22 protein-coding genes are annotated in these 24,688 nt (G+C 66.5%); 13 read left to right on the forward strand and 9 right to left on the reverse strand.

Annotation, left to right across the window (positions count from 1 at the left end; all coding sequences use genetic code 11):
• Positions 1 to 111: 111 nt before the first annotated feature.
• The 3 genes from hisC to FAZ21_RS07340 form a co-directional block, all read right to left on the reverse strand.
• Positions 112 to 1,170: a histidinol-phosphate transaminase gene (gene hisC, locus FAZ21_RS07330; RefSeq protein WP_136772633.1), complete on the reverse strand. Its 1,059-nt coding sequence runs from the start codon at positions 1,168 to 1,170 to the stop codon at positions 112 to 114.
• 76 nt (positions 1,171 to 1,246) lie between these two features.
• The gene (locus FAZ21_RS07335; RefSeq protein ID WP_136772634.1) at positions 1,247 to 1,948 is read right to left on the reverse strand and encodes an SAM-dependent methyltransferase; all 702 of its coding nucleotides are present in this window, start codon (positions 1,946 to 1,948) and stop codon (positions 1,247 to 1,249) included.
• Positions 1,945 to 2,541: a Maf family nucleotide pyrophosphatase gene (locus tag FAZ21_RS07340; RefSeq protein ID WP_136772635.1), complete on the reverse strand. Its 597-nt coding sequence runs from the start codon at positions 2,539 to 2,541 to the stop codon at positions 1,945 to 1,947. Before FAZ21_RS07340 ends, FAZ21_RS07335 begins: the two co-directional genes overlap by 4 nt.
• Before the next feature lie 93 nt (positions 2,542 to 2,634).
• Here FAZ21_RS07340 and FAZ21_RS07345 point away from each other — a divergent pair, with 93 nt between their 5' ends.
• The 8 genes from FAZ21_RS07345 to fabF all read left to right on the forward strand — a co-directional run bounded on the left by FAZ21_RS07345 (position 2,635) and on the right by fabF (position 9,230).
• Positions 2,635 to 3,159, forward strand: coding sequence for a YceD family protein (locus FAZ21_RS07345; RefSeq protein WP_136772636.1), 525 nt, complete (start codon positions 2,635 to 2,637; stop codon positions 3,157 to 3,159).
• Positions 3,160 to 3,191: 32 nt separating this feature from the next.
• Positions 3,192 to 3,371, forward strand: coding sequence for a 50S ribosomal protein L32 (gene rpmF / locus FAZ21_RS07350; RefSeq protein WP_018747099.1), 180 nt, complete (start codon positions 3,192 to 3,194; stop codon positions 3,369 to 3,371).
• A gap of 106 nt (positions 3,372 to 3,477) precedes the next feature.
• Positions 3,478 to 4,515 (forward strand): phosphate acyltransferase PlsX, encoded by a 1,038-nt coding sequence (gene plsX, locus FAZ21_RS07355; RefSeq protein WP_136772637.1) that lies wholly within the window; start codon positions 3,478 to 3,480, stop codon positions 4,513 to 4,515.
• A 36-nt stretch (positions 4,516 to 4,551) separates the two neighbouring features.
• Positions 4,552 to 5,508, forward strand: coding sequence for a beta-ketoacyl-ACP synthase III (locus FAZ21_RS07360; RefSeq protein WP_136772638.1), 957 nt, complete (start codon positions 4,552 to 4,554; stop codon positions 5,506 to 5,508).
• Positions 5,509 to 5,638: 130 nt separating this feature from the next.
• Entirely contained in the window at positions 5,639 to 6,565 is a 927-nt protein-coding gene (gene fabD / locus FAZ21_RS07365; RefSeq protein WP_136772639.1) for an ACP S-malonyltransferase, read from the forward strand.
• A 71-nt stretch (positions 6,566 to 6,636) separates the two neighbouring features.
• A complete protein-coding gene (gene fabG, locus FAZ21_RS07370) occupies positions 6,637 to 7,380 on the forward strand; it encodes a 3-oxoacyl-ACP reductase FabG (protein ID WP_136772640.1) in 744 nt (247 codons plus the stop codon).
• A 157-nt stretch (positions 7,381 to 7,537) separates the two neighbouring features.
• Positions 7,538 to 7,777: an acyl carrier protein gene (gene acpP, locus FAZ21_RS07375; RefSeq protein ID WP_018747104.1), complete on the forward strand. Its 240-nt coding sequence runs from the start codon at positions 7,538 to 7,540 to the stop codon at positions 7,775 to 7,777.
• Between the two features lie 211 nt (positions 7,778 to 7,988).
• Positions 7,989 to 9,230 carry a beta-ketoacyl-ACP synthase II gene (gene fabF / locus FAZ21_RS07380; RefSeq protein ID WP_136772641.1) on the forward strand — a complete coding sequence of 414 codons (1,242 nt, stop codon included), beginning with the start codon at positions 7,989 to 7,991 and terminating at the stop codon, positions 9,228 to 9,230.
• Between the two features lie 62 nt (positions 9,231 to 9,292).
• Here the strand turns inward: fabF and FAZ21_RS07385 are convergent, their stop codons facing one another.
• On the reverse strand, positions 9,293 to 9,910 hold the full coding sequence (locus FAZ21_RS07385; protein ID WP_136772642.1) for a hypothetical protein: 618 nt from the start codon (positions 9,908 to 9,910) through the stop codon (positions 9,293 to 9,295).
• A gap of 281 nt (positions 9,911 to 10,191) precedes the next feature.
• The gene (locus FAZ21_RS07390) at positions 10,192 to 10,719 is read right to left on the reverse strand and encodes a lipocalin family protein (RefSeq protein ID WP_136772643.1); all 528 of its coding nucleotides are present in this window, start codon (positions 10,717 to 10,719) and stop codon (positions 10,192 to 10,194) included.
• A 212-nt stretch (positions 10,720 to 10,931) separates the two neighbouring features.
• Here FAZ21_RS07390 and FAZ21_RS20220 point away from each other — a divergent pair, with 212 nt between their 5' ends.
• The 4 genes from FAZ21_RS20220 to FAZ21_RS07405 are packed head-to-tail and all read left to right on the forward strand — an operon-like array spanning position 10,932 to position 13,624.
• Positions 10,932 to 11,075, forward strand: coding sequence for a hypothetical protein (locus FAZ21_RS20220; protein WP_169307294.1), 144 nt, complete (start codon positions 10,932 to 10,934; stop codon positions 11,073 to 11,075).
• Positions 11,072 to 11,818, forward strand: a complete 747-nt coding sequence (locus tag FAZ21_RS07395) for a metal ABC transporter ATP-binding protein (RefSeq protein WP_136772644.1) — start codon at positions 11,072 to 11,074, stop codon at positions 11,816 to 11,818. The genes FAZ21_RS20220 and FAZ21_RS07395 overlap by 4 nt, the downstream gene beginning before the upstream one ends.
• Positions 11,815 to 12,684 (forward strand): metal ABC transporter permease, encoded by an 870-nt coding sequence (locus FAZ21_RS07400; RefSeq protein WP_136772645.1) that lies wholly within the window; start codon positions 11,815 to 11,817, stop codon positions 12,682 to 12,684. Before FAZ21_RS07395 ends, FAZ21_RS07400 begins: the two co-directional genes overlap by 4 nt.
• 22 nt (positions 12,685 to 12,706) lie before the next feature.
• Positions 12,707 to 13,624, forward strand: coding sequence for a metal ABC transporter solute-binding protein, Zn/Mn family (locus FAZ21_RS07405; protein ID WP_136772646.1), 918 nt, complete (start codon positions 12,707 to 12,709; stop codon positions 13,622 to 13,624).
• 114 nt (positions 13,625 to 13,738) lie between these two features.
• Here the strand turns inward: FAZ21_RS07405 and FAZ21_RS07410 are convergent, their stop codons facing one another.
• The 3 genes from FAZ21_RS07410 to FAZ21_RS07420 form a co-directional block, all read right to left on the reverse strand.
• Positions 13,739 to 14,008 carry a hypothetical protein gene (locus FAZ21_RS07410; RefSeq protein ID WP_136772647.1) on the reverse strand — a complete coding sequence of 90 codons (270 nt, stop codon included), beginning with the start codon at positions 14,006 to 14,008 and terminating at the stop codon, positions 13,739 to 13,741.
• Between the two features lie 440 nt (positions 14,009 to 14,448).
• The gene (locus tag FAZ21_RS07415) at positions 14,449 to 17,019 is read right to left on the reverse strand and encodes a hypothetical protein (RefSeq protein ID WP_136772648.1); all 2,571 of its coding nucleotides are present in this window, start codon (positions 17,017 to 17,019) and stop codon (positions 14,449 to 14,451) included.
• Between the two features lie 221 nt (positions 17,020 to 17,240).
• Positions 17,241 to 17,894, reverse strand: coding sequence for a DUF4136 domain-containing protein (locus FAZ21_RS07420; protein ID WP_136772649.1), 654 nt, complete (start codon positions 17,892 to 17,894; stop codon positions 17,241 to 17,243).
• A 201-nt stretch (positions 17,895 to 18,095) separates the two neighbouring features.
• Here FAZ21_RS07420 and FAZ21_RS07425 point away from each other — a divergent pair, with 201 nt between their 5' ends.
• On the forward strand, positions 18,096 to 18,893 hold the full coding sequence (locus FAZ21_RS07425) for a MipA/OmpV family protein (protein WP_136772650.1): 798 nt from the start codon (positions 18,096 to 18,098) through the stop codon (positions 18,891 to 18,893).
• Between the two features lie 87 nt (positions 18,894 to 18,980).
• Here FAZ21_RS07425 and FAZ21_RS07430 read toward each other — a convergent pair whose 3' ends face one another.
• Positions 18,981 to 24,641, reverse strand: a complete 5,661-nt coding sequence (locus FAZ21_RS07430; protein ID WP_136772651.1) for a CHAT domain-containing protein — start codon at positions 24,639 to 24,641, stop codon at positions 18,981 to 18,983.
• Positions 24,642 to 24,688: the final 47 nt, after the last annotated feature.

Genomic DNA, 24,688 nt, shown 5'->3' on the forward strand with positions numbered 1-24,688 from the left:
GACCCGCGCCACCCAGCGCGCATAGCGAGGCCCCCGCTCACCCACCCCGGAAAGTCTTCGACTTCGTGGGGGCGCCCCTATTCGTCGCCGCCGGCCCGTGTGCGCCAGGCGCTACCTCAGGATTTCGCTCAGCGCCTTGACCAGTGCCTCGCACTCCGCGTCGTTACCGATGCTGATGCGCAGGAACTGCTCGATACGCGGCGCCTTGAAGTGCCGTACCAGGATGGCGCGCTGGCGCAGCGCGGCGGCCAGCTCGCCCGCATCGCGTTGCGGATGGCGTGCGAATACGAAGTTGGCGGCGGACGGCAGCACGTCGAACCCCAGCTCCTGCAAGTCCTCGATCAGCCATTCGCGGCTGGCGATCACCTTGGCGCGCGCCTCCTGGAAGTAGGCTTCGTCCTCGAACGAGGCAATGGCGCCCAGTTGCGCGGGGCGATCCAGCGGATAGGAATTGAAGCTGTTCTTCACCCGCTCCAGCCCCTCGATCAAATCGGGGTGGCCGACGGCAAAGCCCACGCGCAGGCCAGCCAGCGAACGCGATTTGGACAGCGTCTGCACCACCAGCAGGTTGGGGTGGCGCTGTACCAGCGCGATGGCGCTGTCGCCGCCGAAGTCGATGTACGCCTCGTCCACCACGACCACCACATCGGGCAGGCGCGTCAGCAGCGCTTCGATGTCCGCCAGGCCCAACAGCCGACCGGTCGGCGCGTTGGGGTTGGGGAAGATCACCGCGCCGGCGTCCGCGTCGTAGTCGTTCACATCGATGCGGTAGGCCTCGTCCACGGGCACCGCGCGGTAGCTGATGTCGTACAGGCCGCAGTACACCGGATAGAAGCTGTAACTGATATCGGGGAAATACAGCGGGCGGTCATGCTTGAGCAGCGCCATGAAGGCATGCGCCAGCACCTCGTCCGAACCGTTGCCGACGAATACGTGCGCCGGGGTCAGATCATGGTAGCGGGCGATGGTGGCCTTGAGATCGTCGGCATTGGGATCGGGATACAGCCGCAATGGGTCGGCCGCGGCATCCTTCAGCGCCGCCAACACCCGGGGCGACGGCCCATACGGGTTTTCGTTGGTGTTGAGCTTGATCAGATTGGTGATCTTGGGTTGCTCGCCCGGCACATATGGGGTCAGGCGGACGACGACGGGACTCCAGAATTTGCTCATGGTGGCTCTTGGGCAGGGATGCGCGCCGGGGATCGGCGCGGCGTTTCATCTTAATGGCTTCAACGCCGTTTGCCGGTTACGCGGCGTACAGCACGAATACGGTCGGGCGCTTGTTCAACGATGGGCGTTCGCCATGCTTCCATTGCGTGATGGTACGGGTCGCAATCCATTCGCCGGCGGCGGTCAGATCGCATGCCACCGTCAATTGCGTATTGGGGCGGCAGGCGGCCAGCAGTGCGGCGAACAGCGCCTCGTTGCGATAAGGGGTTTCGATGAACAACTCGGCCTGCTGCTGCTTGGATGATTCCTGCTCCAGCTTGCGGATCGCCTCGGCACGCCCCGGTTCCTGCGCTGGCAGATAACCATTGAAGCGGAACTTCTGGCCATTGGCGCCGGCCGCCATCAGTGCCAGCAGGATCGACGATGGCCCCACCAATGGCGCAACCCGGATGCCGCGCGCGTGCGCCAGCCTGATCAGGTTGGCGCCGGGGTCGGCGATGCCGGGGCAACCGGCTTCGCTCATCAGGCCGACGTCGTTGCCGGCCAGCAGGGCGGCCAGCTCGGCATCGCGGGTGTGTTCGTTCAATTCGCCCATCCACAGCGAGCGCAGCTCGTGCGGGGTTTCGAACTGCTTGAGGACGGCGCGCGCGGTCTTGGCGTTTTCGACCACGAAATGCGTCAGCCGGCGCGCGATGTGCAGGACATCGGCCGGCAGGATGGCATCCAGGCGATCGCCACCCATCGGAACCGGAATCAGATAGAGCGTGCCGTGACTCATAGCAGGGCCACTCCCTCGGCGCGCAGCATGTCGCACAGCGCGATCAGCGGCAGGCCGACGATTGCCGCCGGATCGCGGTTTTCCAGCGCGGCGATCATCACCGTGCCCAGGCCCTCCGTCTTGGCGCTGCCGGCGCAGTCGTACGGCTGTTCGCGGCGCAGATAGGCCTCGATCTCCGCGTCGGTGTAATCGCGCATGGTGACGCCGGTGACATCCACGTGGGTGTGCGTGACGCCGCTGGCGCTGTTATGCAACGCCACGGCGGTATGGAAATCGATGCGGCGCCCGCGCATTGCGCGCAGTTGCGTCACCGCGCGCTCGTGCGTGCCCGGTTTGCCCAGTTGCTCGCCATCGAGCAGCGCCACCTGGTCGGAACCGATCAACAGTGCGGCGGGGTAGCGCGCGGCCAGTGCCTGGGCCTTGGCCACGGCCAGCCGCAGGCTGGTGGCGGCCGCGCTTTCCCCGGGCAGCGGGGTTTCGTCGACGTCCGGGGCGGCGACGTCGAACGGCAGCCCCAGGCGGGCGAGCAGTTCGCGGCGATAGGGCGAGGTGGAAGCGAGCACCAGGCTCGGCGAAGAGGCTTGTTTTTGCATGGAAAATCGATCAGAGGGACGGCGAAGAAAGGCTTTGACACGGTTTGCGGCGGAATTGTATCATGCGCGGTTTCCGCTTCGTCCGACCAGGGTATGACCGTTATCCATAGCGCCGATTTCGCCAGGGAAAAACAGTCGCTCGCGGGCGAAGTCGACGTGAGCGCGTTGTCCCGCCTGCACGATCAACTGGCTGATCGCGAGGGCCGGCTGGCATGGCGCCTGGCGGGCGGTGTGGATCGCCTGGCGCGTCCGGTGTTGCATCTGGCGGTATCGGGCGAGCTGCATCTGGTGTGCCAGCGTTGCCTCAAGGCGATGACGTGGCCGGTGGCGGTGCAGACCGAGCTGACCCAGTTTCTCGACGAGGCCACGCTGGACGAGGCCGAAGCGCAGGACGAGGACCTGGAAGGCATATTGGTCGATGCCGCGCTGGACGTCGAAGCGCTGGTGGAAGAAGAAGTATTGCTGGCTGTTCCCTTCGCGCCGAGGCACGACGCCTGCGGGGGAACGACCGCAACGGCCACGATGGCCGATGAACCGAATCCGTCGGCCGGCAAGGCCGACAAACCGAATCCGTTTGCAGTCCTGGCGACTTTGAAAACCAGGAAAGCGGAAGACTAACTCATCGATACTGGTTTTCAAGGAGCTTTATCATGGCAGTTCAACAGAACAAGAAGTCCCCGTCCAAGCGCGGCATGCATCGCGCCCACGACTTCCTGACCGCCCCGGCCCTGGCTGTCGAGCCGACCACCGGCGAAGCGCATCTGCGTCACCACATCAGCCCGAACGGCTACTATCGTGGCCGCCGCGTGATCAAGGCCAAGGGCGAGTAAGTTCGCTCGGCTATAAATACCTTCATAACCATACGGTTATGAAAACGGCGCAAGTGGGAGATCCCCCTTGCGCCGTTCGCCATTCTGGACAACCCCCAGGAAACTCATGGATATCACCGTAGCAGTCGACGCCATGGGCGGCGACCATGGCACCCATGTCACCGTGCCCGCCGCGCTGCGTTTTCTGGATGACCATCCAGACGTCAACGTCGTGCTGGTGGGCCTGCCGGATGCCATTGAGGCAGAGCTCAAGGCGCGCCGTCGTCAGAGCGGCCCCCGTCTGCGTGTCCACGCCGCGACCGAAGTCGTCAGCATGGACGAATCCCCGCAATCGGCCTTGAAGAACAAGAAGAATTCGTCGATGCGGGTGGCGATCAATCTGGTGAAGAGCGGCGAGGCCCATGCCTGCGTATCCGCCGGCAATACCGGCGCGCTGATGGCGACGGCCCGCTTCGTGCTCAAGACCATCCGCGGTATCGAACGCCCGGCCATCGCCAAGATGCTGCCCACCCGCAGCGGCGGCGAAACCTGTGTGCTCGACCTGGGCGCCAATGTCGATTGCACGCCGGAACACCTGCTGCAATTCGCCATCATGGGGTCGGCCCTGTTCTCCGCCGTGAAGCACAAGGCGCAGCCCAGCGTTGGCCTGCTCAATGTCGGCGAGGAGGAAATGAAGGGCAATGGCCTGGTGAAGGAATCGGGCGAACTGCTCCGCGCCAGCCAGCTCAATTTCGTCGGCAATGTCGAAGGCGACGACCTTTTCAGCGGCGCGGTGGACGTGGTGGCTTGCGACGGGTTTTCGGGCAATGTCGCGCTCAAATCATCCGAAGGGCTGGCCAAGATGCTGTCGGACTTCCTGCGCGAAGAGTTCGTGCGCAACTGGTGGAGCAAGCTGCTGGCCGGGCTGGCCTACCCGGTGCTGCGCCGATTCAAGAAGCGGGTCGATCCACGGCGGTACAATGGCGCATCACTTCTGGGGCTGAACGGTATCGTGGTAAAAAGCCACGGCGGTGCCGACCGGATGGCGTTCTACTGGGCGCTCAAGCAGGCCGTGGAAGAAGCGCGTGCCGGCGTGGCCCAGCGGATCGCCGACCAGGTGCAGCAACAGCTGGCCGTGGCGGGAAGCCCGGCCGAGGCCGGTTGATCCGGGCCGCACAAATTCACCTCAAGAGAGGCTGTCATGTATTCCCGCATTGCCGGAACCGGCTCCTATCTGCCTGAGAAGATCGTCACCAACGACGATCTGGCCCAGACCATCGACACCAGCGACGAGTGGATCGCCGCGCGCACCGGCATCCGCGAACGCCGGATCGCCGCCACCGACCAACGTACCTCCGACCTGGCGCTGATCGCCATCGAACGCGCGCTGGATGCGGCGGGCGTGGCCAAGGAGGAGATCGACCTCCTGATTGTCGCCACCACCACGCCCGACAACGTCTTTCCCTCGACCGCCTGCATCCTCCAGGACAAGCTCGGCCTGCACGGCTTCCCCGCATTCGACATCCAGGCGGTCTGCGCCGGCTTTGTCTACGCGCTGGCCACGGCCGACAAGTTCGTCAAGACCGGCGCGGCCAGATGCGCCGTCGTGGTGGGCGCGGAAACGGTCTCCAACCTGGTGAACTGGCAGGATCGCGGTACCTGCATCCTGTTCGGCGATGGTGCTGGCGCCGTCGTGCTCCAGCCTTCGGAAGAAACCGGCATCCTGGAAAGCCGCCTGCATGCCGATGGCCGTTATCGCCATATCCTGAAAAGCGATGCGCGCATTCGCCAAGGGGGCCTGGACGGCACGCCATGGCTGTACATGGAAGGCAACGCCGTATTCAAGTTTGCCGTGCGGGCGCTGGCGGACGTGGCGGAGGAAACCCTGGGTGCAGCCGGGCTCGGCAAGCATGAAATCGACTGGCTGGTGCCGCACCAGGCCAATCTGCGCATCATCGAATCCACTGCCAAGCACCTGGGCCTGCCGATGGAGCAGGTGATCGTCACGGTCGAGAAGCACGGCAATACGTCGGCCGCGTCGATTCCGCTGGCGCTCGACGAAGGCGTGCGCTCGGGGCGTATCCAGCGTGGGCAGAAGCTGATGCTGGAAGGCATCGGTGGTGGCTTCGCCTGGGGCGCGATACTACTGGCTTATTGATCCCGGAACGGCGCAGCAATGCGCCGTTCGCATTTTCAAACATCTGTTTCAGACGAAGTGACCAGTTTCCGATCGCCGCCAATGGCCAGGCGATCCGGCGCGGGCGTGTCGTCACCTGAAAGGAGCATCCATGTCTCTTGCATTTGTGTTTCCCGGCCAAGGATCGCAATCGATCGGCATGCTGGCCGGCTTCGCCGACGTGCCGGTCGTCAAGGCCACCTTCGACGAGGCATCCGCCGCCCTGAACCAGGATCTCTGGCAACTGGTGACCGAAGGGCCGGTGGAGGCGCTTGGCGCCACCGTCAACACCCAGCCCGTGATGCTGGCGGCCGGTGTGGCGGTATGGCGTGCGTGGCTGGCTACCGGTGGCGCAAAGCCTGCATTGCTGGCCGGGCATAGCCTGGGCGAGTACACCGCGCTGGTCGCCGCCGATGTGCTGGGCTTTGCCGACGCCGTGCAACTGGTCCGCCTGCGTGCGCAGGCGATGCAGGATGCCGTCCCGGCCGGAGAAGGCGCGATGGCGGCGGTGCTCGGGCTTGCCGACGCCGATGTGGTGGCGGCCTGCGCGGAGGCCGCGCAAGGCGATGTGGTCCAGGCGGTGAATTTCAACTCACCGGGACAGATCGTCATTGCTGGCGCCAAGGCCGCCGTCGAGCGTGCGTGCGAGGCCGCCAAGGCGCGTGGTGCCAAGCGCGCGATGCTGCTGCCGGTATCGGTGCCCTCGCATTGCGATCTGATGCGCCCGGCCGCAGAGGTACTGCGCGCGCGTCTGGATGGCATTGCGCTGAATACCCCGAGCATCCCCGTGCTGCACAACGCCGACGTTGCCAGCTATCAGGATGCGGGCCAGATCAAGGATGCGCTGGTGCGTCAGCTCTATCAGCCGGTGCGCTGGGTGGAAACCGTGCAGGCCATGGCGGCGCAGGGGGCGACGGTGTTTGCCGAATGCGGGCCGGGCAAGGTGCTGGCCAGCCTGGACAAGCGAATTGCCAGCGAGGCACAGCATGTGGCGCTGACCGATGCCGCATCGTTCGATGCGTTGAAGGCGCTGCTTTGAGCGGCAGGCATCGCCAGCGGGTAAAGTAACTGTCGCATGAAACGGATTAGTGGGCTGCAAGAGGAACGACGATGAGTCTTGAAGGAAAAGTGGCGCTGGTGACCGGCGCATCGCGCGGAATCGGCCAGGCGATCGCGCTGGAACTGGCCGCGCAAGGTGCGACGGTCATCGGTACCGCCACCAGCGAGGCGGGCGCGCAGGCGATTTCGGCCTATCTGGCCGAGGCGGGCGCCAAGGGCGCGGGGCTGGCGCTGAACGTGACCGACGAGGGCGCCTGCGAGGCGATTGTCGCCGGTATCGAAAAGGAACACGGCGCCATCGCCATCCTGGTCAACAATGCCGGGATCACCCGCGACAACCTGTTGATGCGGATGAAGGACGAGGAATGGGATGCCATCATGGACACCAACCTGCGCCCGGTCTACAAACTCTCAAAGGCCGTATTGCGTGGCATGATGAAGGCGCGCTGGGGCCGGATCGTCAATATCGCCTCGGTGGTGGGCGCAACGGGTAACCCGGGGCAGACCAACTATTCGGCAGCCAAGGCGGCATTGTTTGGCTTTACCAAATCGCTCGCTCGCGAAATCGGCAGTCGTGGCGTCACCGTGAACGCGGTGGCTCCGGGCTTCATCGACACGGACATGACCCGTGGCCTGCCGGAAGAGCAAAAGGCCGCACTGGTGCAGAACATCGCGCTGGGGCGCCTGGGCGAACCCAGGGAGATCGCCGATGCGGTGGGTTTCCTGGCGTCGGAACGCGCCGCCTACATCACGGGGCAGACCCTGCACGTGAATGGCGGCATGTACATGAATTGATTTGCAAACGGCCGTGGCGATTGCCACGGCCAGTCGTAAAACCAGACTGCGTTGCGCAGGATCAGACGAACGGCGAGCCTCGCTTGGCGACCCCGTTTTTTTTGGTACAATGCCGACGCTTTTTTCTGAATACATCCACAAGGCTTGGGTTACATCCATGGAAAACATCGAACAGCGTGTGAAGAAAATCGTTGCCGAGCAGCTTGGCGTGCCGGAAACCGACGTCAAGAACGAGTCGTCCTTTGTGAACGACCTCGGTGCGGATTCTCTCGACACCGTTGAACTCGTGATGGCCCTCGAAGAAGAATTCGAGTGCGAGATTCCGGACGAAGAAGCCGAAAAGATCACTACTGTCCAGCAAGCGATCGACTACGTCAGCGCTCACCTGAACAAGTAATTCTTCCGCGCTATCGCCTGCCGCCCCGCTGGGGGCGGCTCGGAGCGGCTACGGTGCGCTCGCCGGTATGTTTGGGCTGTCTGGGGTTCGCCCCTGTTCGCGCGTGCGCGAGCCCAACCGTCCGGCGAGCCCCGTGGGCCGCTCTTATTCCATCTGGCTTCAAAGCCGCTTCAGTCATTGCAATCGGAAGCCGGCATCTAGGAGACCCCCCATGTCAAAACGCAGAGTCGTCGTCACCGGCCTGGGCCATGTAGCGCCCGTCGGCAATGATGTGGCGACCGGCTGGGCCAATCTGTTGAGCGGCAAGTCGGGCATTGGCAGGATCACCCGTTTCGAGACCTCGGACATGGCCTGCCAGATTGCCGGCGAAGTCCGGGATTTCGACATCACCCAGTACATCTCGGCCAAGGAAGCACGCCGGATGGACCTGTTCATCCACTACGGCATCGCAGCCGGCCTGCAAGCCGTGGCCGATGCCGGGCTGGATGATGTTCCCAACCTGGACAAGACCCGCGTCGGCGTGAACATCGGCTCCGGTATCGGCGGCCTGCCGCTGATCGAGAACACCGATGGTGAACTGCGCGCGGGCGGCCCGCGCAAGATCGGCCCGTTCTTCATTCCCGGTTCGCTGATCAACCTGATCTCCGGCCACGTGTCGATCATCAAGGGCTACCAGGGCCCCACCTACGGCATCGTTTCCGCCTGCACCACCGGGGCGCACAGCATTGGCGACGCCGGCCGCATGATCCAGTACGGCGATGCGGACGTGATGGTGGCCGGTGGCGCCGAAGGCGCCATTTCGCGGCTGGGCATCGGCGGCTTTGCCTCGATGAAGGCGCTGTCCACCCGTAACGACGACCCTGCCACCGCCAGCCGTCCCTGGGACAAGGGGCGCGACGGTTTCGTGATGGGCGAGGGCGCTGGCGTGGTGGTGCTGGAAGAATACGAACACGCCAAAAAGCGTGGCGCGCGCATCTATGCCGAGTTGGTTGGCTTTGGCATGAGTTCCGATGCCCACCACATCACCGCGCCCAACGCGGAAGGCCCGGCGCGTGGCGTGACCAACGCCCTGCGCGATGCCGGCATGAACGCCGACGAAGTCGATTACGTGAACGCGCACGGCACTTCCACGCCGCTGGGCGATGCCAACGAAACCAATGCGCTGAAGCTGGCATTCGGCGATCACGCCCGCAAGCTGGTGGTGAACTCCACCAAATCCATGACCGGGCACTTGCTGGGTGGCGCGGGTGGCGTCGAGGCGGTGTATTCCATCCTGGCGCTGCACCATCAGATTTCGCCGCCCACCATCAACCTGTTCGAACAGGATGTGGAGGGAGGTTGCGATCTGGATTACGTGGCCAATACTGCGCGCGAGATGCCGATCAAGGTGGCGATCTCCAACTCGTTCGGCTTTGGCGGCACCAACGGGACGTTGATCTTCAAACGCGTCTGACGTTCTCCGCGCCCAAACAAAAACCCCGCGACGTATCGCGGGGTTTTTGTTGTGCCGGGAAATCAGGCCAGCGCAGGCTGGGTAGCCAGGGCGCCCTGGTTGCCTTCGGCGAGGACCGGGCGGGTAGCCAGCGTGCCCTGGTTGCCTTCGGCGAGGACCGGGCGGGTAGCCAGCGTGCCTTGGTTGCCTTCGGCGAGGACCGGGCGGGTAGCCAGCGTGCCCTGGTTGCCTTCGGCGAGGACCGGCTGGGTAGCCAGCGTGCCTTGGTTGCCTTCGGCGAGGACCGGCTGGGTGGCCAGCGTGCCTTGGTTACCTTCGGCCAGGACCGGCTGGGTAGCCAGCGTGCCCTGGTTGCCTTCGGCGAGGGCCGGCTTGGTGGCCAGCGTGCCTTGGTTGCCTTCGGCGAGGACCGGCTTGGTGGCCAGCGTGCCTTGGTTGCCTTCGGCGAGTACCGGCTGGGTAGCCAGCGTGCCCTGGTTGCCTTCGGCCAGGATCGGCTGGGTGGCGAGGGTGCTTTGGTTGCCCTCGACCAGCTTGAACTGGACGGCCACGACACCTTGGCCGGCTTCGGCCAGAACCGGTTGTGTGGCGGTTTCGCTTTGTGCTCCGTCGGCTGCGAACGCGCCCAGGGTAAGGGTGGCGCCGGCGATCAGGGCGGAAATCTTGGTGAGCTTGGTCATGTCTGCAAGTCCTCTTCGTGTATTTGTGAGAGCGAACTTCGCGGCTCCGACCGGGCTTTTGGCGGGGTCGTCGCGTCGTCCATGGCGCAATTAAAGTCCAAGCTCGAATAGTTGTAAAGTTAAATGATCTTGTTAGTACTAAATGTCGATGACTACGCCAGGATTTTCCGTGGGGGAATCGGAAAAATCCCAGTATTTTCATTGGCTTGCCGATTTGTGGTGGCGGCTTGGTGAAAATTGCCGTTTGTCGGGTGCGCCGTTTTTGCGGGCGTAAAAGCGGGTCAGGGCGTCTGCGGGGTGTACTGGAGAGGCTTCAAATCGAAGCCCTGGGCCTGCGCGGAGGCCAGCGCGGCGGCCAGTAATTCCTCGGGCAGGCGGGGCGTGCGCGCCAGCACCCAGAGGTTCTTGCGCGAGGGGTTGCCCACCACCGCCCAGCGATATTGCGGGTCCAGCCCGATCACCCAGTAGTCGGCCTTGAAAGGCCAGAAGAACGACACCTTGAGCTGGGCGTTGCCACTGCCACTCACCGCTGTGGCCACGCCATCCGCCACGTCCAGCTTGCCGTCGGCGGTGCGGCAACGATTGGTGACCGAGATCCGGCCATCCTGCCGCATCGCATACAACGCGGTGACATCGCCCACGCACTGCCGCTGGAAGTACATGGGATAGCGTGCGATTTCATACCATCGCCCCAAGTAGCGGGGCAGTTCCACCTGCGCCACGCTCTGCACCGGCGCTATGGCATCGGCGGCCTGGGCGAAGCATGGCAGCGACAACAACAGGGCGGTGAACAGGGCAAGGCGGCGCAAAGGTTTCTCCTGGATGGTCACTGAGTGACTGGTGCGTATCCGCTTCGGTTCCAGGGGAACGGGCGGAACATCGCGCAAGGATTACCAGTGCATTCCGGCGCAATCCGGCCCATGGGTCGTCGTCCTGCTCGCGATCTCTATATGCAATGAAGTTGCATGAAGAAACATAATCGCGAACAATGTCGCCTTTCCGAGCCTGCCTTGCCTCCATCATGTCCCACCATTCCTCGCTTCCCGCCGGGCCCGCGGACACCGCACCGGCCTCGATACTTGCGCTGGGCGCGCCGGCACGCCTGCTGCGTGTGCTGCCGCTCTGCATCGTGCTGTGGCTGGCGGTGTGGTGGGCGCTGGCATGAGCGACGCATTGCTCTCGCTGCATAACGTGACGCTGGCGTACCGTCGCCATCCGGCGGTGCATCATCTCTCCGGCGCGCTGGCGCGCGGGTCGCTGACCGCGCTGGTCGGCCCCAATGGCGCAGGCAAGAGCACACTGCTCAAAGCGATACTGGGGCAATTGCCGGTGCAGGAAGGGCGGATCGAACTGAAGCTGCCCCGGGCGCGCATTGCCTATCTGCCGCAGCAATCCGCGCTGGAACGCCAGTTCCCGATCTCGGTGCTGGATGCCGTGCTGCTCGGAAGCTGGGTGCGGCGCGGGCTGTTCGGCGGCATTCCGCTTGCCGAGCGGGAACGCGCGCTGGCGGCGCTGGCGGCGGTCGGCTTGTCCGGTTTCGCCGCGCGCACCGTGGCCACCTTGTCGGTGGGCCAGTTCCAGCGCGTGCTGTTCGCCCGCCTGATGCTGCAGGACGCCGACCTGATCCTGCTGGACGAGCCCTTCAATGCCGTGGATGCACGCACTACCGCCGATCTGCTGGCGCTGGTGCGGCGATGGCACGGCGAAGGGCGCACGGTGCTGGCGGTGCTGCACGATCATCAGCAGGTACGCACCCATTTCCCGCAGACCCTATTGTTGGCACGTCGTGCCATCGCCTGGGGCGACACCGCGACGGTGCTCACCGGCGATCACCTCCACGCCGCCCAGCATATGGTCGAAGCCTGGGACGACCACGCCCAGCCCTGCGCGCCGGGAGTACCGGCATGAGCCCGCATGAGCTGCTGATCGGCCCGTTCCAGGAGTTCGCCTTCATGCGACGGGCGTTGGTGGCATCGTTGGCGCTGGCCGTGGGCGGCGCGCCGCTCGGTGTGCTGCTGACGCTGCGACGCATGAGCCTGATCGGCGATGCGATGAGCCATGCCGTCCTGCCCGGCGTGGCGGTGGGGTTCATGTGGTTCGGCCTGTCGTTGCCGGCGCTCAGCCTGGGCGGATTCACCGCCGGGGTTGCGGTGGTGCTGCTGGCCGGGCTGGTGGCGCGTCATACCGAGCTGCGCGAGGACGCCAGCCTGACCGCCACCTACCTGCTGGCACTGGCCGCTGGCGTCCTGCTGATCTCGCGTAGCGGCAGCCAGCTCGACCTGCTGCATATCCTGTTCGGCAATGTGCTGGGGGTCGATGGCCCCGGCCTGTTGTTGGTGGCCGGCATCGCCACTGTCACCCTGCTGCTGGGCGCGCTGCTCTATCGCGGGCTGTTGCTGGAAGTCTTCGACCCCGATTTTCTCGCCGCTGGCGGCGGCCGGCGCGGCCTCTACCAGCAGGTTTTCCTGCTGCTGGTGGTCCTCAACCTGGTTGGCGCGTTTCAGACGCTGGGCACCTTGATGGCGGTGGGCATCATGATGCTGCCCGCTGTCTCGGCGCGGCTGTGGCACGACACCCTGCCGGCACAACTCGCCAACAGCGCGCTCCAGGCCGCGCTGGCCGGATTCGGTGGCCTGCTGCTGTCGTTCCATGCCGATCTGCCGTCCGGCCCGACCATCATCCTGTGCGCCGGCGGCCTGTACCTGCTGTCGCTGTGCGTCGCGCCCCAGGGCTGGCTGCCGCGCCTGCTGCGCCGGCCACACCTGCGGGGCTGATTTTCATCCATAAGGAGCGTTCATGAAAACCCTTCAACGCATGCTCGGCATGCTGGCGCTGCTGTATGTCGCCGCCGCGTCGGCGGCCGACCGGCTGCCGGTGGTGGCCAGCTTCAGCATCCTCGGCGATCTGGTCGCCCAGGTTGGCGGGGAACGGGTCAGCGTCACCACGCTGGTGGGGCCGGACCAGGATGCGCATGTTTTCCAGCCGCGCCCGTCGGATGCCCGCACGCTGGCCGGCGCCCGGCTGCTGGTGGTCAATGGCCTGGCATTCGAGGGCTGGCTGGATCGGCTGGCGACGGCATCCGCTTTCAAGGGCGTCCGGGTGGTGGCCAGCCAGGGCGTGCCAGTGCGGCACCTGGAGGCCGACCACGCCCCGCACGGGCATGACCACGATCACGACCATGGCGATATCGACCCGCATGCCTGGCAGAACCCGCGCAACGTCGTGGTCTACGTGAACAACCTGGTGGCGGCGCTGGCCAAGGCCGACCCGGCCGGCGCGGCAATCTATCGGCGCAATGGCGATCGCTACATCGTCCAGTTGCTGGAACTGGATCGCTGGGCCGCCGCGCAGTTCGCCAAGGTGCCCAAGCCACGCCGCAAGGTCATCACCTCGCACGATGCTTTTGGCTATCTTGCCGCCCGCTATGACATCCGCTTCCTGGCGCCCCAGGGGGTCTCCACCGAATCGGAGCCGGGCGCGCGCGAAGTGGCGGCGCTGATCCGCCAGATCAAGGCCGAGCGGATCTCGGCGGTGTTCGTGGAGAACATGAGCAACCCGCGTACCTTGCGCCAGTTGACCAGCGAAGCGGGCGTGGCCCCGGGCGCGAAGCTCTATGCCGACGCGCTGTCGGCCACCCCGGAGCCGGCGGGCACTTATCTGAAGATGATGCGCTACAACGTGACCGCGATCGCCGAAGCGCTGGCGCGGCAGTAGGGCGGGGAAGGGATGACGCCGGTCGGCAACGCGGCCGCCTCACCCTGAAGCGGCACGCCCCGGCATGTGCCGGGGCGCGATTCAGCCTTATCCATCACCCACGGCCGGTGGGGGTCAGTAACTGGCCTTGCCGGTCGCCCGCAGGGTCTGGCCGATGGCGTCGAGCAGCTTCTCGCGTGCCTTGGCCAGCTCCGCCGGGTCCTTGCTGCCCAGCGCATCCGACAGCACGTTGAATACCACGCCCCAGGTTTCCGGGTTGGGTGTATGACGGCTCTGTTTTTTGGTCAGGGCATAGTCGAGCGCGGCTTCCACGGTATCCAGATAACGATGCAACCCACCGGTTTCCTGGGTTTCGATCGGGGGCAACAATGGGGTGGTACTCATGGCAGGCTCCTTGTTGAGTCCGGGAAAGCCTGGATGTCGATGCGCGCGGCATGACAACCAAGGGTTGTTGTCAATCTAGCCCGACCCGCCGCGTCATGCCATGGGCTCAGGGCGTGTCGTCACATGTTTCGCGGCAGCGCTGGGCCGAAAAAACACTAGCCACCAGGCGTACGACGCAGCCAATAACCAGTTATTGGCAAGGAGTGCAACGCAGTGGCTGGTGTTTTTTCGGCCCAGCCCTGCGGGTTCGGCGCATTTCGGGCACCGCGCGGTGTCGCAGGCCGCTTGCGGTATCCATACCGCCAGCTCCTGGCGCGGCATCCCGAACTGCACCGAACGCTGTCGTGAAACATGTGACGACACGCCCTAATGGGTCTTGCCAAACGGGAGGCGATGCGGAGCCGCGCCAGACCGGCTGGCGCGGCGCCGCTGCATATTGCTCAGCGCCGGAAACCGTGGAACCCGCCACCGCCCCGGAACCCCCCCATGTTGCCGCGGAAGCTGGGAGAGAAATGACCCCGGTCCAGGCCACCCGAAGTACGCCAGTTGGGTGTACTGCTCGGCAGGCTGCGCGAGAAGGTGCGCTGTTGCCCGCGCTCGCGTGCCAGTTGGTCGTTGGGCAGACCCAGTGACCGGGCCTGATCGGGATTGATGCCCCGCGAGGCGCTCTGGTTGCCCTGGCCCGGCCGCGTCACCTGTTGCCAGCCCTGGCCCTTGTCGTAGCGATAGACATTGCCGTCCTTGCCGGCGTACAGATGGTCGTCCGTATGCACCACGCCGCCGTGGTTCACCTGACCGGTGGCGGCGTCGTAGTGTACGTAGCCCGCGCCCGCCGCGTCGCCGCCCTTGCCGGCGGTGGTGAACGCCCCGGCCGCGCCGGCGCCCTGATCGGTACGGCCCGCCACGCCGGCCTGCGTGGTGACGCGCCCGGTCTGGGTGTTCACCACAGTCCGGCTGCCACCCGCTGCCGCGTTGCCGGTATAGGGGTTGTAGGCCGCGCGGCCCTGGCCGGCGACCACCCGCCCGGTTTCGGGGTTGTAGCGGATGCCGGCCGCGCCCGCGCTCTGCGTGCCGGTATAGACATTGGTATTGCGCCACGCCTGGCCCGCGCCGTGGCCGCCGGTGGCATTGTTGTACCAGGTGCCGCGCACGCCGGTGCCGACGTTGCCGGTCCACGGATCGGACCAGCCGGCGCGTACGCCGCTGGCCGCCACCGGGCCCCAACGGCCATAGACATTGGTGACCGCGAAGCCGCCGCCGTACCACGGGCCGTACCAGGGACCGTACCAGCCCCACCACGGGCCCCAGTACGGGCCGTACCACGCAGCGCCCCAGGCCATGCCCCAGGCGAAGGCGAAGCTCCAGCCCACCCACGGGTCCCAGCCGAAATTCACGCCATAGCCGTAGGTGGCGGGGCAGCCATACCAGACATCGCCGATCCAGGCGTCGCAGACATAGCCGGTGCCGTAGACCACCACGCCATTGCTGACCACGGTGCCGTAATAGCCGGGCGTATAGCCGACGTAGACCAGGTCCGGCGTCGAGCCGTAGACATAGACATAGGTGACGTAATGCACCGGCGAGCTGGCGGGGATCGCGTAGATCGCGGCCGGTACCGAGGTTGCCACCTGCCACGGGCCGGTGGGCGAGGCGGCGGTGAACCAGACCGCGTTCTGAAGCGCGTAGTAATGGCTGGCGTCGATCTCGATCACCGCCGTGGCGGTATTTCGCGCATAGCGCAACCGGGTGCCGGGAATGGACTGGAACTGGGGCGCGCCGCCGTCATAGATCACCTCCAGTCTGGCATCGGAACGCTTGATCGTGGCGGTCTGCGGCACGCTGTTGGCGATCAGCGACTCGCGCGCTTCCGGCGTGCCCGGAATCGAGGCCAGTACGGCGCTCTTGGGGCTGTCGGACGGAATGCGCTTGAAATCCAGCGGCAGCTTGTCGCCGGGCACGTAATGCCACGGCCCCTTGCTGCCGGTGGCCTGGAACCAGCGCCCGGACACCAGCACATACCATTCGCCGTCATGCGCGGCGTCGATGAAGACATCGGCCGGGCTGTTGGTGATGTACGACAGCCGCGTGCCGGGAATGGGAGCGAACTGCGGCTCGCCATCGACGACCAGCAGCTCGGTCGGCGTGCTCGCGACATGGATGGAGGGATAGCGCCCGTCGGCCAGGGCCTGCTTCAGCGCATCGGGCGGCGGGTCCAGCGGATCGACCTGCTTGTCCTTGATCAGCGCGCGCGCGGCGGCGCTTACGCCCGCCGACACGCTCTTCACCGGCTGCCATGGCCCCGTCAGCGCACCGGCTTCCTCCCAGTGGCCGCCAAAGCCCAGGTAGTAGCGGCCGGCTTCTTTCAGCAGCAAGGAGCGCGTATTGATCACCCGCGTCACACCCGGCTCGCCGGTGGCCTTTTCCACCGGGGTGCCATCGATGCTGACCAGCACGGCCGGGCCGAACGAGAACAGGATCTGCGGCGGATCGTTCCTGACCGGCACGCCGGCCTGGGCATCCTGCGCGTTCTGGATCGCCAGCGCGGATTCCAGGTGGTCCAGATCGGCGACCAGCTCATGCGCCGGGATCAGCTTGCGCAGCAGCGCCAGGTATTCGTCCTGTTTTTCCGGCGCGGTGGGGAAGCTCACCCGCGCGATCTGCGCATCGCGCAGCGTGGCCGTCCGTGCGGCCTTGTCGGTCTCGGCGCGCGCGGTAAACCACATCACGCCATAGACCAGCGTATCGCGTGCCTTGCCCTGTTTATCGCGCGCGGTGCCGGTCTTGATCTCCACCGCGATTCGCCCGGACAGCACATTACCCTCCCAGCTATCGAGCTGCGGCAGGTGCAGGGTGATCGGCAGCCCGTCCACGGTATAGGTGCGGGGCCAGGGTTGTGGCGTGATCTGGTTTGCGGTACTGGTGGCGGCCGGCGCGGTGGCGGCGAGGGCGAGTGGTGGCGCCGTGCCGAGGCACGCGGCCAGTAGAACGGCGCTCAGAATGGACCAGCGCATGGCGATTCCCCTTTCTGGATGCGGGCGGTTGTCCGCCCCTGATCATGGTGTGGGTGCTGCTTGCTCGATCTCATCGCGCGCGACGGCGACAACCCGCGCGGCGTGCCTTTCCTTGTGACCGCTCCCGGGCGACATTTGCTTCAATCCGGCAATAGTGGCGCGTGGCGGACGCGGGCTTGTCCTTTGTCCCCGGCAGCGCGGGGTCCCGCTCGGGCGGGCTGTCACAGCGCGCCGTCCTGGCGCATCCGTTTGATCAGCACGCCGGCCAGGCGGCGGGTAAAGCCGGCGATGTCGTCGGGTTCGATGGCCTCGGTGGTGCCGGACCAGATCGCGTGTTCGCTGTGCATGTTCCACAGCGTGGTTTCCAGTGTCAGTACATCGTATTGGGAGACCATGGGCGGCAACGACGCCCAGGCCGAGTCATACCAGCCATAGAAGCCCGTCCCGAACAGGCCGGGGGGCGGTGGCGCGGGAGAGATGTCCACCTGATGCCGGATCTTGATCAGGCGGGTGACCAGCACGGTATCGGCGCCGCTGGCCGTCACCGCCGCCCGGATGCGCTCACGGGGCTGCACGCCGGCATCGGGCAACTGCGGGTAGGCGGGGGTCGCCACCACGCCCTGCGCATGCAGCGCCGCGACGAAGGTGTCCTCGAAAATCCGGCGATGCGCATCGCTGTTGCTGACGCTCAGTACCAGCACGTGGCGGGCGGGTGGCCCCTGGAATTGCGGGTCCATCCAGGTGTTGGTCAGCCGGGGCGACGCGCAGCCGGCCAGCAACAGCGCAGGGCCGAACAGCAGCAGGAGACGGGAAAGGACGCGCGACATCGGGGTTCCCAGGGCGATGACCAGGTAACGGACGCTAGGGCGGATCAAGTCTGGGCGCCTGCCAGCGGCCTGTTGCCGGGGCTGCCCCGGTTGAACTTGATCTGAATCAACGGCCTTGATCCGCCTGCCCAGCATAGATACGCGGCTGGTGATTTTCAAAGGGCGCGGCTATCACCTAGAAAGGCGGCGTGCCTTGCTTACCGCATCCGCGATCGGCCGATACGCCCTTTCTTTCCGGAGATGTGCCTCATGAAATTCAGATGGTTGTTCCTGGCCGGGCTGGCCTGCGCCCAGGCGCAGGCAGGCGGCGTGACGCTGCCTGCGGGCGGCTTGCCCAACCTGGTCGGGGTCGGCGTGGGCAGTACGCCGCAATACAGCGGCGGCGACGAAAGCGTGATCGGCGTCGTGCCGGGCCTGCGTTACGTGACCGAAAGCGGGCGGTTGGTGGAATGGTACGGGCCGGTGGCACAACTGAATTTCGGTGAGCTGGAAGGCTGGCAGTGGGGGCCGACGGTGGCATTGCGGCTGGGCCGCAAGGATGTGGACGATGAGGTGGTGGCGCGCCTTCACGAGATCGATACCACGCTGGAGGCCGGCGCTTTCTTTGGCTACGAGTACCTGAATCGCAGCGGCATACCGTGGCGCGCGCGCTTCGGCGCCAATGTGCTGACCAATGCCGGGCAGGAATACAACGGTGCGCGCTTCAACGTGAGCGGCACGTTCTGGTTGCCATTGTCGGAGCGCTGGATGGTGGGAACGGGGCTCGGCGGTTCCTGGGCCAGCGCGGACTTCAACCGCGTCTACTACGGGGTGACGCGGGACGATGCCAATGCCAGCGGCCTGCCGGTCTACACGCCGGGGGCGGGGATGCAGCAGGTTTTCGGCTGGGTGGGCACCATCGTTCAGGTACATCCGCACTGGTATGCCGGCGCCATGGTGTTCATGCAGCGCCTGACCGGCGACGCGGGCGACAGCCCCATCGTCACCGAGCGCGGCGACCGCAATCAACTGACCTTCGGCGTGGGGCTGGGATACGCCTGGCGTTGACGGCGGCGCCCAGTCGCCCGTGGCGCGGTGCCGCTGCCGCGCCGGCTGGTGAAGCGACCGTCGCGACACGCGGCACCGCTATCCGGCTCAGCCCAACTGGCGTTCGAACGCCTCCAGCACCACCTTGGCCATGGCATCCAGTTGCTCCACCCGCTCGCGCGCCTGCACCGCGCCTTTACGCTTGCCGGCGGGGGATGCCTGCGCCACCTGGTCGCAGACCAGATGGATCAGCATCAGCCGGTCCACCACCCATTTCAGCTCCAGCGGCGACGGCCCCCGGATCAGCACGCCGAGCAGCGTTTCGCGCGCCTGCGACAGCAACGCCAGCTCTTCGTCGCTGAGCTTGCCGCTGCCGTTCAGGTAGAGGCCGATTCCCAGCGAGGCGGAGTCGGTGTGGTCCCAGAACTCCAGGCAGGGGCGGGCCGGGTCGAGGAAGCGCGCGCGCAGCCGGGCGGCGGTTTCCAGGCTCTTCTTCAGCAGGTCGGCCAGTTGCTGGTCGTTGCCGCTGTCATGGCCCGGCAGCAGATGGGCCAGCCCTTCCAGCAACAGCAGGCTGGCGGTGGCGTAGGCGCGCGCATCCTCGCTGTCCTGCGCCGCCTCGCAGTCCAGGTAGGCGTCGCGGCCCGCGATCAGCGCGGCGTGGAATTCGTCGGACAACACGTTCTCGCGTCCCAGGCGTACCGCGCGATGGAGATGGATGTCGCCGCGCTGGCTGGCGCGCGCACCCACCGCCGGTGTGGCGCGCATGATGGTCACGTCCCGCGACTCCCGCTCGGTCTCCCGCGTGGCGAGCCGTTCCACATCGTCCAGCTTGTCCAGCAATTGCAGCGCCAGATCCTCGCCGCTGGGGCGCTGCGCGACCGCATCGACCAGCCCCAGCAGGTCTTCCAGGCGCAACTGGGAGTAGCCATCCTGGCTCAACGCCCGCAGCAGGCTTTGCGCGGCAACTTGCGGCTGCCCCAGGTCGTAGTAGGCGGCGCCCAGCGCGGACTGGATGGCGCTGCTGTCCTGCCAGCCCAGCGCCACGGCGCGCTGTTGCAGATCGTTCAGTTGCGCCAGCAGCAGCCCGGTATCCTGATCGCCGGCGCTGCTGGCGATCTGCGCGATGCGCGCCGCCAGTTCGCGCGGCGAGACAAAGGCCGGGCCGTGCTGGGCATCGTCGAAATCGTGCGATTGCCCATGGCTGCGCATCAACTGGAAGTCGCCGTCGCCATAGCACTGGTAAGCGCCCCAGGTGTTGTTCTGCTGGCCGAATTCGTCGTAGACGCGCTGCCGGGCCGCGAGCACGGCCTGACCGAAGCGCTCGCCGGACAGCATGCTGTCGTAGAAGCTGCTGGCGAAGGCCAGCGCGGCGGCGTCGTCCACCGCCCAGCCGGCCGCCACCACGGCGCGCGCGCCCATGCCCATGAAGGCGGTGGCCAGGCTGGCCGCCAGCACCGGAAAGTCGCGGGCCGCGCCGTCGCGGGCGCCATCCAGCCCGGAGTAGCAGCAGTTGATGAACACCAGGTCGGGCACGATGGACATCTGCTTGACGTAGGCGGCGCTGAGCAGGCGACCGTGGCTGAGCACCATGCCGGTCTGCTTCAGCGGCAGCCGGGTGCCGAGGACCTCCACGCTGTCGGCCTCCACATCGACCACGCCGTGCCCGGCCAGATGCAGGATACGGTAATCGCCCGCCAGCAACTGGGTACGGATGGCGCTGGCCTCGGCGCCGAGCAGCGCCTTGACCTCCCATTCGGCCTGCGCCAGCCGGCGCTGCACTTCTTCCGCTTCGCGGCGCGCGCCATCCAGCGGCTTCAGCCCGACCAGCGCCGGTAGCGCGGCCTTGAGCGACGGGTCGCCCACCACCAGCGCGGCATTGCGTTGCGGCGCCTTGGGCAGCGCACGAAAATCGGCGGTTTCGCGTTGGCGCAGCATGCAGGCCTGGATCGCCAGCGGCCGGTCTGGCTCGCGGTGCTCGCCGGGCGGTACCAGCAGCTCCCACGGCAGGCGCGCGGTTTCGTCGTCCAGCACCAGTACACTGTCCTCGAACTGGGCCAGCGTATCCTTCAGCTCATAGGGCAGCAGCAGCTCGAACAGGGCGCGGCCGATCTCCGGGCTCAGGCTTTCCTGGGCATTGCTGGCGATCTCGGCCATATCCTTGATCGAGACATCCACGCGGGTGCTCTCGGCGCGCGCCCGCGTGCCCATCAGCGAATACGACAGGCCGCCCAGCTCGTTGCGTACCACGCGCAGCCGCTGCCACCAGTTGCCCGCTTCCTCGTAGCGGATGCGCGCCATGCCGCCAACCCGGGTTTCGAACGGCGGATCGGCGAGGTAGAAGCGCTGGCGCCATTCGGGCCGTGCCAGCAGCGTGCGCAGCTCGTGCGCGGCATTGAGCGCGCGGTCCTCCCAGATTTCGATGATCTCCAGCTCCGGGAGCTGCACCTTGCCGGACAGCATCGGATCGCGGGTGACGATCTGGGCGGCGCGCCACACCCCGTTGAGCAAGCCCAGCAGGCTTTCGCGGCCGGAGAGCGCCTGGGCATTGGTGCCGATCAGCAGGCTGGACAACGGCACTTGCGCGCCCAGGCCGCGTTCCTGCTGATCCAGCACCAGCCGCAGCACGCCGCGCGTGACGGTTTCGGCCAGCGCGCCGGCATTGAGCGCGCCCACTGGCCCCAGGCCGACCACCAGCACGCCGGGATGTCGCGCCGCCGGGCCGCTGCGGTCGGGGTGGACCACGGTAAAGCTGCGGAGCGGGCCGGGGTACAGGCTCAGTTGCTGCAACATGCTCAACTGGCCATTCAGCTTGCGGTCGAGGTATTTCTCGGCGGAGAACAGCCCGTCCCCCTGGTAGTGGCCCACCATCAGCGGATGGCGGGCGTAATCCAGGCTGCCGTGCACGACGCTGATCCGGATCGGCGCCGGCTGGCGCGAGGCGGTGCTGCCATCCGGCTGCGGTGGCGAGGCGCCCAGCGCCGCCGCCGACAGCATGGCTTCATCGGGCAGGCTGGCCCACTCCAGTTGCGCGGCCTCGCTGTCCTGCGGCGATGGTTCGGCGCCGCGTGCCGCCGCCTGCGGCGTGGGGGTCAGCCGGGTGCAGCGCGTCGCGCCCGCCAGCAGATTGAAGTAATCGAGGAAGGCGGCCTGATCGTCCGGCAGATCACCATGCGCACGGCTGGAATACCAAGTGCGCGCCGGCGGCGTGATGATGCCGGCCTTCCAGGTCACGCGATGATCGCCTTCGCCGCAGTTCAGGAAGCGGAAGCCATCGGGGTCGGGGCGGGCCGGCGTATGGCCGGGGACGCCCGGCAGTTCGCCGGCGAGGGCCAGCCCGTTCGGGGTTTCCGGCGCGTGGCCGGCCACGTAGACCACCGCGTCGTCGGTGGCGATGGCGTCGCGCGTGCGGGCCAGGTGATCGCGCACCCGGGCCGCCTGTTCCAGCACGCCATCCGCAGGGCGCACGGCCGGGCCGTTCGGGTCCTTTTCCGCCAGTTGCGCCCAGGTGGCGGGATCGGTCAGATCGCCCGGCCAGTCGGTTTCCGCCGGGGCCGGCAGCATCTGCATGAAGCCGGTGAAGCGTGCGGTGATCTCGGCGTATTGCTGCGCGCTGTGGCGCAGGTCCATTGCCGCCAGCTTGTTGACGAAGGGGTCGCGCCCGGTGGCGACCAGCGCCGGTGCGTAGGAGCCGCCATTGGGCACGCCCAGCATCAACAGGCGCCCACCCAGCGATTTCAGGCGGCGCCATTCGGCCGAGCCCTTGGCGTCGGCGGGGGCTTCCAGCGGGTGGATCATCAGCCGCGATACCAGCCCCCCCATCGAGTGGGCCAGCAGATGGACCGGCTGCGGGTTGGGCTGTCGTTCCGCCCAGTCCAGCACGCCGGCCAGGAAGGTGCGCAATGCCTCGCCCGACTGTTGCAGTGGCCGGCGCCAGTCGAACGGAAAGGGAATCACATAGAAGCGCGGCGCGGCCTGGCCGAGCAGGCGTTCGTAGCTGTAGGGCAGCAGGCCGGTGGCGGCTACGCCGTCCCGGTCGCTGGGAATGAGGCGCTCGATATCGCCGTTGAGCAGGCCCATCGAAACCCACACCCGTTCCTGGCCGATGCTCAGCTCGCTGCCCATGATGCCCGGCAGGACCACCAGGATCGGCAGCCGTTGCGCATTGGCGCCGGCATACAGGCCACGCAGGCGTTCGTCAGGGTCCAGACGCGCGTATTGCGGGCCGGTGATCGCCTGTAGTACGCCACGCGCGCGCGCTTCGTCCTGGGTCAGCGACTGGAAGTCGGCGTCGTTGCCGGCCAGCGCGGCCAGTAGCGCCCGCGCGGTCTGCGCATTGCTGAAGTAGGAAAAGTGCGTGACGTTGGTGCCATGCACGAACAGGCTTTTGGCACGCGTCTGCAACCGCGCCAGGCCACCGAACATGGAACGGCTCTGCACCACGTAATCGTGATCGTGCAGGGCATAGAACACATCGGCCAGCAGCGTCTTGAGGCCGGCCAGGCCGCTTCCGGCCTCGTTGTCGCCGGCGATCACCCGCAATTCGCTGTCCACCTCCAACTGATAGAGATTAAGCGCGCGGGTTAGTGCCGAACCGGGAATCATCGCTTGCAGGCCCGGCAGCACGTTGGCGTCGGCGCGCTGGGCGACCAGGCTCTTGGCCAGGGCGCCGATGGCCTGGTAGAGCGCGTTGGCCACGCCACCGAAGGCCAGCCCCACCACCTGGTGCAGCAGGGACAGGAACAGATCGGTGCGGCGGTCGGCCAGCAGGGTGCCGCGTGCCGGGCAGGCGACGCGGACAAAGCGCTCGATCCGTAGCCGGCGCGTGGCCAGCAGGTCGAAGAAAAGATCCACCTGATCGCGATCGGGATGACCGTCGAAGGCGCGCTGGAATGCGGCGCGGGCCTTGGCCTGGTCGGTGCAGTGCGCCAGGCTGAGCAGTTCGCCGAGCAGACCACCGCGCGAGTGGGAGACTAGGTGCAGGCGCGTATCGGCCGGAATGACCTTCAGCAGGGCGATCACGTTTTCCAGCGGGCTTTCGGTCAGCGAGCGATGTTCCAGCCCCAGCACGGCTTCGTATTGCGCCGTCAGCCGGTTGAAGTCGTCGCGGTGCTCGTCCCACAGCTTGCTGAAGCTGCCTTCGGAGGAAGAGGCCGTACCGTGCAGGAACAGCAGGACCGGCCGTTCTCCCTTGAGATCGTCCGGCCAGGTCTCGCGCGCCTTGTCTTTGGGAGGGAGAGCCAGCAGGCCGGCGCCCCGGCTGAGCGTGTGATCCTCGAAGCCACGGCACAGCGCCAGCCCGGCGCGGCTGGTGATGGCGTCGTACTTGGCGCCGCCGGTCCATCGGTCGACCTGGCGGCTGAGCCAGCCGCCGGCATCATAGATGCGGTCGAGCGTGGAAGGATCGTCCAGCTTGGAAACGATGTAGCCATTGACCGTGGCCGCGGTGCCACCGCGCTGGCTGGCCGGTTTCAGCGCGCCGGGCAGGCGCACCCGCGTGGTATCGCCTGCGCCGCGCGAGGTCGATTCCACCGGATGCCGGGCGAGGAACTCCTGCGGGTTGGTGTACCACACCGAGCCATCGACGAAGTAAACCGTCAGCAGGTTCTTGCTTTGCAGTTCCTCGGCATCGAACTCGAACTGGCCTTGCGGGCCTTCGCCACGGGTGGGGGGGCGGGGGGCCGCCATGACGGAGGTTTCCGCCAGCAGTGCTTCGAATGACGCCTTGCCGGCCTTGACGGTCTCTTCGCGCGTTTTATCGGTTTGCATACCCACCCCCTGAAAAATGATGGGGGAATATTAGGTTGCACACGTGG

This window comes from Chitiniphilus eburneus (genome assembly GCF_005048205.1).
GTDB lineage: Bacteria > Pseudomonadota > Gammaproteobacteria > Burkholderiales > Chitinibacteraceae > Chitiniphilus > Chitiniphilus eburneus.